The sequence below is a fragment of the Nonomuraea antri genome (assembly GCF_013283785.1).
Lineage (GTDB): Bacteria > Actinomycetota > Actinomycetes > Streptosporangiales > Streptosporangiaceae > Nonomuraea > Nonomuraea antri.
Genome location: NZ_JABCPZ010000074.1, coordinates 32,524 through 43,477 on the forward strand (window position 1 = coordinate 32,524; position 10,954 = coordinate 43,477).

Sequence of the window (10,954 nt, forward strand, 5' to 3'; positions counted from 1 at the left end):
GCGTGGACCTGCCTACGTACACGAACATCTGGCGCATCGAGAAGCGGCTCTACAAGCTGTACGACCTTCGCCTGCCGATGCCGTTGCCGATCGTCTGGATCGGGGTGTTCGTCGGGGTGTTCGTGCCGTGGTCGCTCCTGCTGATCCTGGTCGGGGTGCCGGTGGCGATGCCGTGGCACGTCCTGTTCCTGGTGCCGCCCGGCATCGTGACCTGGTTGTCCACCCGGCCCGTCATCGAGGGCAAGCGGCTCACCGAGCTGCTGGAGTCCCAGCTTCGCTATCTCGGGCAGCCGCGGGCCTGGTACCGGCTCGCGCCCATGTCCGAGCCCGAGACCATCACGTTCTCCGGCCGCGTCTGGCGTGCCTCGGCGCCGCGCGTCAAGGCGAAGGCCAAGGTGGCGCGCAAGGCCAAGCAGCCGCAGCGCCGGCGCGAGAGCGCGCGTCCCGCCGGGCCGCGCCAGGTGCGTCCCGCCGTGGCCGCCGCCGCTGCCGCGGCCAGGCAGGCGCCCGTCGCCGAGCCCGCGCCGACCAGGTGGGGCGCGGAGTCCAGGCGCGGCGCCGCACCCGCGCTCACCCCCAATCCCCAGGTACGCGAGACCGCCCATCCGCAGGCGCGCGATGCCGCCGCCCATCCGCAGGTGCGCGATGCCGGGACGCCGGTGATCCCGCCGAGGGCGCGGCGGTCGGCTGAGCAACTGCCGGGGGCCCCGGCCTCGCCGCCCGTGCCGCCTCCCGCGTCGCCGCTTCCCGCATCGTCTTCCGGATCGTCTTCCGCATCGCCTTCTGTGCCGTCTGAGCCGGTGGCGCCGGTGCGGCCGGACTCCGTGCCCGGACCGCGCCCTGAGGCGCTCCCAGCGCTGCCTCAGCGCCTCTCGGAGGTGTCTGACGACGTCGCCGCCCCCGCCGGTGAACCGGGTGCAGGGTTCGAAGCCGGTGAGGTGCCCGGGCCGACGCCCGCCGAAGCGCACGATGCCGATGTCGAGGCCGATGCCGAAGTCGAGGCCGCCTCTGGGACGCCCGCCGAGGAGTCCGGGGCCGAGGCCGGGGAGCGGGCGTCCGAGGGTGAGGGAGCCGGTGGGCGGCGCCGGGGTGGGCTGCGTGCCGTACCCAGTGACGAGGGCGCGCCCGCGCGCGAGCGGCACGACCGGGCGGCGGGCAAGCCGATCGACACCGAGGCGCTGCGCCGCCTGCGCAGGCTCGCGGCCAGCGCCGACGCACCCGAGGAGAGCGCGGGGGAGCCCGACGACGAGCGCCCCGACGACGAGGTCGCCAGAGACCAGCACCGGAAGGGCCAGCCGCCGCGGCTCGGCCCCGCGCTGGTCCTGTCGGAGACCCAGCGCATGTGGCCCCCGCTCAACCCCGACGCCAAGCCGGCCGCCAGGCGGCAGGAGCCGCGCCAGGCCGACCCCGGCGACGCGGGCCGGGCCAGGAAGTTCCAGGCCCCGGCCGCCGCGCAGGGGCCGATGGAGCCCGCCGCCCGCGACCGCGGCGCGCCGGCCGCGCAGGACCGCCAGGGCACGCACCCGCCGTCCAGACCGGGCGAGCCCCGGGTACGCAGGGTCGAGTCGGTCGTCGGCCGCGACCCCGGCGGCGGCTGGCGGCGCATCGCCCAGGTGGTCGTCGGCGGCGGCGGGATGCGCGACGGCTCCGAGATCGACGAGGCCAGGGCCAGAGGCGTGTTCGGCGGCAGCCGCAGGATCGTGGTGCTCGGCTGCACCGGCGGCGCCGGGCAGAGCACGACCGCGCTGATGCTCGGCCACACCTTCGCCACCTACCGTGACGACCGGGTCGTCGCCGTCGACGCCAACACCGGCGGCGACACCCTGACCAGCAAGATCCAGCCGGAGACCCCTGAGACGCTCACCTCGCTGCTGGCCGGGCTCGACCAGGTCAGCGGCTACCTCACGATGCGGGGCTACACCACCCGCACCGCCTCGGGTCTCGAAGTGATCAGCGCCGACACCGACGCCGACGCCGAACGGCGGCTGGCCGATCGTTCGTTCTTCTCCGACCACCGGCTGGGCGAGTCCATGCGGCTCCTCGACCGGCACTACAAGCTGGCCGTCATCGATCCCGCCGCCGCGCTGGCCGCGCGGGTGCTGCCGTACGCCGACCAGCTCGTGCTGGTGGTACCGGCCAGCGAGGAGGCGCCGGAGGCGGTGCAGATGACGTACGAGTGGCTCGACGGGCACGGCTGCGCGGAGCTGCGCAGGCGGGCGGTCATGGTGGTCAACGGCGTGAGCAGGCGCTCGATGGCCGACGTCGAGCAGGCGGAGTCGGTGGCCAGCGGCAGGTGCCGGGCCATCGTCAGGGTCCCCTGGGAGGACGACCTGGCGCCCGACGGCGCGGAGGTCGTCGATCCCGGGCAGTTGCGCGCGGCCGGGCGGCGGGCCTACCTCGCCCTCGCGGGAGTCGTGGTCGCGGGCTTCGCCGCACAGACGGTCCGACCGAGCGAGGAGGAGCTGGCAAGTGACCCCCCGGGCACGAGAATCGGTGAGCGATAAGTGAACAAGCGAGCAGGTCTGGCCCGTTCATGCGCCGAGGGGGCGGCATGAGCAGGGCGTCCCGAGCGCACCAGCGTCTCGCGGTCCGCTATTTCGACGACCGCATCCTGCTCACCGACACCTGCGCATGGGCGTACTTCCGTCTGCCGACGGTCAGCTACGAGTTCGTCACGCCGGAAGAGCGTGAGGCGCTGGCCACCAACATCACGATCGCGCTGGCCGCGATCAGGATGCCCGATGCCGAGGTCCACCTGCGGGTGGCGCATCGCACGTACCCGGCGGCCGAGTGGGCGATGGCGCTCAACGCCACCTCCGACGAGGGGCCGGGCTGGCGCGACTACCTGGAGGAGATGTACCGGCACGTCTGGGCGAAGGACTTCTGGACCAAGGAGGTCTATCTCGGCGTCCGGCTCGGGGCCAGGGGCAAACAGCTCGGCAGCGGCGTGCTGGCACAGCTGTTCGGCTTCTACCAGAAGACCGAGAGATCGCTGGGCATGGAGGACGACCACGTCCCCGACGGCGAGATCACCCGATGGACCGAACAGGCCGAACGCCTGGGCCGGGCGCTGACGTCCAGCGCCCTCTACGCCAGGCACGCCACCTCCGTCGAGGTGGCGTGGTTGTTCCAGCACGCGGCCGCGGGCGCGCTCGGCGACCCGCCGCCGTCGGCGAGCCCGAAGCGGCGCTGGGGCAGGGGCGAGATCGAGTCGCTGGTCGAGGGCGAGATCCACAACGGCAGGTCGCTGCTGCGCATCGTGCAGCCGCAGGGCGACTCCTACGTGGCCTACCTGTCGTTCGCCAGGTTCCCCGACCTCATGCCGTTCCCCGACGGCGAGCCGTGGCTGCACTTCGCCGACCAGCTGCCGTTCCCGGTGGAGGTCTCCTCGCGGATGCGGCTGATCCCGCCGGTGAAGGCGTCGAAGGACGTGGCGCGCAAGCTCGCGCACGCCCGCGACATGGACATCCACATCCGCGAGGCGGGCGCGGAGGCGCCGCTGGCGCTGGCCGAGCAGATCGACGCGGCCCGCATGCTCGAACACGGCATCACGAAGGAACGACTGCCCTTCGTGTACGGCTGGCACCGGCTGATCGTGTCGGCCCCGACCGAGGAGATCTGCGTGCAGCGGGTCGAGGCGGTGCTGGAGCACTACCGCGACATGGGCATCGACGTGGTGAACTCCACCGGCGACCAGTTCTCGCTGTTCTGCGAGGCGCTGCCGGGGGAGAAGGTCCGGGTCAACGCCTACGCCCAGCGGCAGCCGCTGCGTACGATCGCCGGCGGCATGGCCACGGCCACGGTCGACCTCGGCGACCGGCTGGGCGAGGGCAGCGAGGGCTGGCTGGGCCCGTACATCGGCGAGACCGTCGGCAGGGCGCGCAGCATCGTGCACTTCGACCCGCTGGTGGCGGCCACCCGCAACCGGCCGACCGCCATCGCGATCACCGGCGAGCCCGGCGGCGGCAAGACCACGCTGGCGCTGCTGATGATGTACCAGATGGCGCTGCGCGGCGTGACGGTCGCGGTGATCGACCCGAAGGGCGACGCGGAGTCGCTGGTGCGGCTGCTCGAAAAGCGCGGGCGCAAGGCCAGGATCATCCCGCTCGGCTCGGCCGCGCCCGGGCTGCTCGACCCGTTCTCGTTCGGCGACGACATCGCGGCCAAGAAGACCATGGCCACCGAGACGCTGCGGCTGCTGCTGCCGCGCATGTCGGAGGAGCGCGAGTCGGCGATGATCCAGGCCGTCGCCGCGGTGTCGAATGGCGACGACCCCTCCCTCGGCAAGGTCGTCGACTTCCTGGAGCAGGCGGAGGACCCGGCCTCGAAGAACCTGGGCGCGGTGCTGCGGTCGATGTCCGAGATGCACCTGGCCAGGCTGTGCTTCGACCCGTCGGGCGGCGACCAGATCGACAGCGAGGGCTGGACGACCGTGTTCACGCTGGGCGGGCTGACCCTCCCCGACGTGGCCACGGCCAGGGACGACTACTCCTACGAGCAGCGGCTGTCGGTGGCGCTGCTCTACCTGGTCTCGCAGTTCGCGCGCCGGCTGATGAACGGGCTCGACCGGCGCGCGCCCAAGGCGATCTTCCTGGACGAGGCCTGGGCGATCACCTCCACACCCGAGGGCGCCAAGCTGGTCCCCGAGGTCAGCCGCATGGGCCGCTCGCGCAACACCGCGCTCGTGCTGGTCTCGCAGAACGCCGGCGACCTGCTCAACGAGCAGGTGACCAACTGTCTGTCCTCGGTCTTCGCGTTCAGGTCCACCGAACGGGTGGAAGTCGATCACGTCATGTCCCTGCTCGGGGTGGAGCCGTCCGAGGAGCACAAGGCGGTGCTGCGCTCGCTCGGAAACGGTGAATGCGTATTCCGTGACCTGGATGGCAGGGCGGGCCGCATGGGAGTAGACCTGATCTCCGAGGAACTGCTCCGCTGGCTCGACACGAATCCGACACACGACAAACCCGACGGCAGCGGGCATGATGATCTTCAGGGGGGCGTGGGCAGGGCGCAGGAGGTGCGGTCATGAAGATCCGGCTACCCAGATCACTGGCACTTGCCCTGGCGCTGGTCGTCGGCGTGCTGGTGGTGCCCATCGCGATCGGCGGCCTGTCGGCCCCCGCCGCGGCGGCCCCGTGCGACCTGTCGGGCGCGCTGGCCCCCGAGGTGATCGGCGGCGGCACCGACGGCATGATGCAGGCCCCGGCCCCGGTCAACGCGGGCCAGGCCCCTGCGCCGACCACCAACTACGGGCAGTTCGGCATGAGCGGCCAGTTCTGGCACACGCACGAGCTGGGCTGCTCCGACTACGTCGCGGTGCTCGGCAACATGTGGGCCAACGGCATCTTCACCGCCGCCAAGGCCATCGACAGGCTGACCATCACCACCTACCAGGCGGCCGCCAGCGAGGGGCCGCTCGAGTCCATCAAGAACGTGGTGGACGACATCGTCCAGCGGTTGTCGGAGGCCATGTACTGGCCGTTCCTGCGGCCGATCGTGATCCTCGGCGCCATCTGGCTGGCCTGGTACGGCCTGATCCGCAAGCGGGCCACCACCACCGCCGAAGGCGTGATCTGGATGGTGCTCGCGGTCACCGTGGCCGTGTGGTTCTTCAGCCGTCCCGGTGACTTCACCGGCCTGGGCAAGGTCGTCACGGACAAGACCACCGAGGTGGTCAACTCCGCCTTCTCCGGCCTGCCCGGGGCCGGCGGCGCGTCGTGCCTGCCCCCGCCGGGCACCGACAAGAACGCCACACCGGCGGCCGGCGGCTACGGACAGACCGGCACGCCGGGCGTCGACCAGAACGCCGACGCGCTCTGGTCCACGCTGGTGTGCAAGCCGTGGCTGGTCGGCATGTTCGGCACGTCCGACCCGCAGCAGCCCATCGTGCGCGACTTCGGGCGCAGGATGCTGGAGATCCAGTCGGTGCCCGCGGCCGTGCCCGGCCAACCGGCCCCGGACGTGGCGGCCAGGCAGCAGCAGTACGCCCAGATCGGCACGCTGCTCAGGAACGATCCGCGCTACATGGTCTTCTCCGGCCGCGACTGGTCGAACCGGCTCGGCGTGGCCATCGGCGCGTTCATCGCGGCCATCGTGGCCGGGCTGCTCATCTTCCTGGTGGCGGTGTCGCTGCTGGTGCTCAAGGTGGGCTTCCTGCTGCTGCTGATACTCGGGCCGGTGTTCCTGCTGCTCGGCGTCCATCCGGGCAGCGGGCGGATCATCGCCATGCGCTGGGTGGAGATGCTGATCGGCACGCTGCTCAGGCAGGCCGTGCTCACGCTCGTGCTGAGCGTGCTCGTGTACGGCTACGCGCTGATCATCACCACCGCCATGCCATGGGGCCTGCAGGTGCTGTTCATGGCGTTGCTGACGATCGCGGTGTTCTTCTACCGGCGGCCGTTCCAGCACCTGTTCGCCTCGATGAGCGGGCACACGGTGACCACCAGGATGCTCGGCGAGGCCGCCAGTTCCCCGGTGCTCGAACGGGCCGCGGCCGTGCTGCCGCCGGTCTCGCAGGGCCGCATCAGCCGTTGGGGGCTGCGCAAGGCCGAGCCGATGCTCCGGGCGGCCAAGATGGGCACTCCGGCGGGTGCCGCAACCGCGGCGGGCGTCGCCCAGGTCAGGGCCCGTGCCGAGGAGGGCGAGGGCGGCGTGGTGCCGTCCGGCGCCCGCATCCCGGCCACGGCCGCGCCGCTCGACACCGACCAGCAGGGCGGCAGGTCGGCGAGCCGGCCGCCGCTCGAACCGCGTCGCGGCACCGCGCCGCCGCTCAACCTGGGCGGCGCGCCCACCCGCACGCGCGGGACGGCCGGGGCCGGCGGGGCACGCATGTCCGGTGGCGGCGGATCCGCCCCGAGGGGCACCGGCGGCGGTTCCGGCGGTGGCGGTGGCGGCTGGTTCAGCGGGCGTTCCGGCGGCGGCTGGGCCTCGCGCGGCGGTTCTTCCGGCGGCCCGTCCGGGGGCTCCGGCGGGTCGGGCGGCTCGCGCGGTTCCCGGTTCGGCGGCGGGTCCGCTTCGCGCTCGGGCGGTTCGCGTTCGCGCGGCTCCGGTGGCTCGGGCGGCGGGCTGTTCGGCGGCGGTGGCGGTGGCGGGTCCAGGTCGTCGGGGCCCGCGCGGTCGTCGTCCGGTGGCGGCGGGCTGTTCGGCGGGTCTTCCACGCCGCGGATCTTCACCTCCGGCTCCGACGAGCAGCACGGCCGCTCTGAGGCGCCGCCGCTGTGGCTGCGCGGCAGCAGGAACGGCGGCGGCTCCGGCGGCGACCCGTCGGTGCCGTTCTGGCTCAAACCGAACAACCCTGACAAGGACTGATGATGGCGCAGCCGGGCGACAAGCGCGGATTGGCCTTCGCCGTCATCGTGGTGGTCATCGCCGCCGTCGGCATCTACGTGACCTGGATGGGCGCGCCCGACGAGCCGGTGGCGACCACGCAGGAGGCGGGGCTCGCGACCGGCAGCCCCGCCGCCGCGTCCAGCACGCCGCTGGCCACCGCCAGCAGCGGGCCGTTCGACGTCTACTCCTACCTGCCCCTGACCAAGGAGCAGCTGGCCGCGGCGGCCGACCTGGCCGAACGGTTCACCGCCGCGTACGGCACGTTCCGCTTCGACGAGGACCCGGCCGTCTACGCCGAGCGGGTCAAGGCGTTCACCACGGCCGAGCTGGGCACCGTCCTGACCAGGACACTCACCTCGGCGGGCACCGTCGAGCAGAACAAGAGCGACCAGCTGGTGTCCACGGGCGCGGCGAAGCTCAAGGAGATCAGGCAGGTCGACAAGACCTCGGTGGTCTTCGTGGTCGCGGGCACGCGGCAGATCCTCGCCAAGAGCGGGAACCGGCAGTCGGCCGAGGAGTACGCGGTCACGGTCACCCAGCTCGGCGCCGACTGGCGGGTCTTTGACATCCAGCCCGCGGGTGAGGGGCAGGACGGAGACGTTCTGCAATGAACATCTCCCGTGCCAAACTCGCCCTGATCATCGGACTGACCGGGGTGCTGCTGCTGGTGGCCATCCTCATGTCGCCGATCCTGCTGTCGTCCATGCCGTCGTTCCTCAGCAACGGCGGGGTGCCTGAGGAGTGCACGCAGACCGGCACGCGCGCCGAGGAGGTCTCCGACTCGGGCGCCGCCGACATCCCCGCCGACTACCTGGAGCTCTACCAGAAGCACGGCAAGAAGATCGGCGTGCAGTGGACCATCCTGGCCGCGGTCGGCAAGCGCGAGACCGACCACGGACGCTCGAACCTGCCCGGCGTCAAGACCGGCACCAACTACGCCGGCGCGGCCGGCCCCATGCAGTTCCTGATCTCCACCTGGGGTGGCAAGGCGCAGATCCCCGTCGACTCGCGATTCAACGGCTACGCCTCCGACGGCGACGGCGACGGCATCGGCGACGTGTACAACCCGGCCGACGCGATCCTCGGCGCGGCCAGGATGCTCAAGCGCAACGGCGCGCCGGAGAACGTCCGCCAGGCGCTGTTCGTCTACAACCGGGCCTGGTGGTACGTCGACCAGGTCGAGGAGATCGCCAGGAAGTACGCCAAGTCCGGCGCGGTCGAGGTGCCTCCGCAGGCCCAGGAGGAGTGCGATCTGCCGCTGGTCGAGGCCGCGCCCAGCGAAGTGGTGGCCAAGATCCTGGAGTACGCGCTGGCGCAGCGCGGCAAGCCGTACCTGTGGGGCGGCACCGGGCCCGACGCCTACGACTGCTCGGGCGTCATCTACGCCGCCTACCGGGCGGCGGGGCTGTCGATCCCGCGTACCACGTTCCTGCAGTGGCCGTTCGGCGTGAAGGTGTTAGCGGGCCAGGAACAGCCGGGAGACCTGGTGTTCTTCAACGCGGGGCCGGGCACGAGCGCCGACAACCCCGGGCATGTCGGGCTGGTCGTGTCAAAGGGCAAGATGCTGGAGGCCAGGTGCCGGCTGTGCGGCCCGATCAAGGTCACCAGCTACCAGGCGCGTGACAAGATCGTGGGCTTCACGCGTCCACTGCAACACCCCGACGTGCTCGATCAGCTCAAGAAGCTGCAGAATGCCCTGTGACGGCCGCGGCGGGTTTCGCCGCGGCCCTGGCGGGGACGATGCGTGATCGCGAGGGACTGATGAGGTGAGTGCATCCATGACCACGGTCGTGGTCGCCGCGGTGATCGTCGGCCCGGGCGGCCGGGTGCTGGCCGCCCAGCGGGCCGAACCTCCCGCGCTGGCCGGCGGCTGGGAGTTTCCAGGCGGCAAGGTCGATCCGGGGGAGAGCGAGCTCGACGCGCTCGTGCGCGAGTGCCGCGAGGAACTCGGGGTGGAGATCGTCGTGGGCGCGCGGGTCGGCGGCGACTGGCCGCTGTCCGAGGGGTACGTGCTGCGCGTCTGGCTGGCCCGGGTGAGCGCCGGGGTGCCGGAGGCCAAGGAGCACCTGGCGCTGCGCTGGCTGGCGCCAGGGGAGTACTACGACGTGGCGTGGCTGGGGGCCGACCTGCCGGTCATGCAGGCCGTGGAGAATCTGCTGCGACAGGATTAGCTCGTTCCTCTCTGTGACATAACGATTACTACGGGTAGTTTGTCGCAGTGGGGGAGTCGACGTGAAGCGACGCGGTTGGATCGTGGCGGGGGCGCTGGTCCTGGCGGCGGTGCCTTCCGTGCCGGTGGCGGCGGGCGGGGTCTCGCTGGTGCTGGACCGCCTGGGGAACGGCGCCGGCGGTTCCGAAGGCTCCGGCGGTTCCGGCGGTTCCGGCGGTTCCGGCGGTTCCGGCGGTTCCGGCGGTGACATGGGGAAGTGGGTGCGGACGGGGGACGTCCAGCGGTTTCGGGTGAAGCTGAACGGGATGGGGCGGGCGGCGAAGCTGGCCGTCGCCACCAGCCCGGTGCAGGCGCTCACCTCGGTCAGTTGCGCCCCTCGCTCGGGCCGGACGGCGACGCAACCGGCCTCGCCCCCCGCTGCGGTTTCACCGGACGCCGCTCCTTTGGCAGGTGCTGCCTCCTCGACGGGTGCTGCCTCTTTGGCGGGTGCCTCTTCTCAGGCGGGTGCCTCTTCTCCGGCGGGTGCCGCTTCTTTGGCGGGTGCCTCTTCTCCGGCGGGTGCTGCGTCTCAGGCGGGTGCCGCTTCTCTGGGGGGTGCCGCTTCTCTGCGGGATGCCGCGGCTCCGGATGCGGCTGCTCGGGCGTTGGCGGCGCGGGCGCTGGCCGTGGGGCCGGTCACCGCCGAGGAACGGCTGCCCGGGGCGCGGGTGTGCGCGCTCGGGGAGGTGTCGGGCAGGCGGGCCGTGGACGTGCTGCTCACCGCGCCCGAAGGGGTGGACGAGGTGGTCCTGGCCGCGGCGGCCCGGGTTCGTGGGGGCTCCGGTGAGGGGTTGACGACCGTCAGCAAGACCACCCGCACACGTGTCGGCACGCCACCGGCGACCGGGCCCGGCAGCGCCACCGATGCTGCAGCCGGCACAACGGGCACCGTCGGTACTGCCGGCACCGTCGGTACCGCCGGGACCGCCGGCACTGCCGGGACTGCTGGCACTGCCGGGACCGCCGGGTTCAGCGGGCACGCGGTGCGGGTGCGCTCGGGCAAGGAGCGTCGGGCGGTGGGCCGGTTGGGCGGCAAGGCACGGCGCGCGGGTGCCGCGCTGCCCGGCGGTCGGGCGGCGCTGCCCGGGACAAACGGGCAGGCCGGCGTGGGCGGGCGAGGGGCGCAGGCGGGTGTGGTCGGGCAGGCTGGCGCTGGCGGGCATGCGGGCGTTGGCGGGCATGCCGGCGTCGCATCTGGAGGTCGGGCGGGGCTCGGCAGCCACGGCGTGCTGCCCGGAGTGAGCGCTCATGCGGGCCTTGGCGGAACGGCGGGGATGGGCGGCCGCGGCGTGCTACCCGGCGGGAGCGCCCAGGCGGGCGTTGGCGGAACGGCGGGCACAGGCGGAATGGCCGGGATGGGTGGTCGAGGGGCGCTGCCTGGTGTTAGCGGGCAGGTGCGGGCTGGCGGGCAGGCGC

6 protein-coding genes and 1 pseudogene are annotated in these 10,954 nt (G+C 72.6%); all 7 read left to right on the plus strand.

Annotated features, from left to right (window positions below; all coding sequences use genetic code 11):
* Positions 1-2 precede the first annotated feature (2 nt).
* Positions 3-2,504 carry a conjugal transfer protein gene (locus tag HII36_RS24165; protein WP_173525518.1) on the plus strand — a complete coding sequence of 834 codons (2,502 nt, stop codon included), beginning with the start codon at positions 3-5 and terminating at the stop codon, positions 2,502-2,504.
* Between the two features lie 47 nt (positions 2,505-2,551).
* A complete protein-coding gene (locus HII36_RS24170) occupies positions 2,552-5,029 on the plus strand; it encodes an ATP-binding protein (RefSeq protein WP_173525519.1) in 2,478 nt (825 codons plus the stop codon).
* On the plus strand, positions 5,026-7,308 hold the full coding sequence (locus HII36_RS58010; RefSeq protein ID WP_173525520.1) for a type IV secretion system protein: 2,283 nt from the start codon (positions 5,026-5,028) through the stop codon (positions 7,306-7,308). Before HII36_RS24170 ends, HII36_RS58010 begins: the two co-directional genes overlap by 4 nt.
* Entirely contained in the window at positions 7,308-7,940 is a 633-nt protein-coding gene (locus tag HII36_RS24180; protein WP_236003814.1) for a hypothetical protein, read from the plus strand. The genes HII36_RS58010 and HII36_RS24180 overlap by 1 nt, the downstream gene beginning before the upstream one ends.
* Positions 7,937-9,031 carry a C40 family peptidase gene (locus HII36_RS24185; protein ID WP_173525521.1) on the plus strand — a complete coding sequence of 365 codons (1,095 nt, stop codon included), beginning with the start codon at positions 7,937-7,939 and terminating at the stop codon, positions 9,029-9,031. The genes HII36_RS24180 and HII36_RS24185 overlap by 4 nt, the downstream gene beginning before the upstream one ends.
* A gap of 76 nt (positions 9,032-9,107) precedes the next feature.
* Positions 9,108-9,500 (plus strand): (deoxy)nucleoside triphosphate pyrophosphohydrolase, encoded by a 393-nt coding sequence (locus HII36_RS24190; protein ID WP_173525522.1) that lies wholly within the window; start codon positions 9,108-9,110, stop codon positions 9,498-9,500.
* Between the two features lie 61 nt (positions 9,501-9,561).
* Positions 9,562-10,954: pseudogene (locus HII36_RS55855) on the plus strand (hypothetical protein); the annotation flags it as partial.

Bases quoted from the DNA above. Each gene is read 5' to 3' on its own strand.
- HII36_RS24190 (WP_173525522.1), top strand. From the start codon at position 9,108: ATGACCACGGTCGTGGTCGCCGCGGTGATCGTCGGCCCGGGCGGCCGG.
- HII36_RS24170 (WP_173525519.1), top strand. From the start codon at position 2,552: ATGAGCAGGGCGTCCCGAGCGCACCAGCGTCTCGCGGTCCGCTATTTC.
- HII36_RS24185 (WP_173525521.1), top strand. From the start codon at position 7,937: ATGAACATCTCCCGTGCCAAACTCGCCCTGATCATCGGACTGACCGGG.
- HII36_RS58010 (WP_173525520.1), top strand. From the start codon at position 5,026: ATGAAGATCCGGCTACCCAGATCACTGGCACTTGCCCTGGCGCTGGTC.
- HII36_RS24180 (WP_236003814.1), top strand. From the start codon at position 7,308: ATGATGGCGCAGCCGGGCGACAAGCGCGGATTGGCCTTCGCCGTCATC.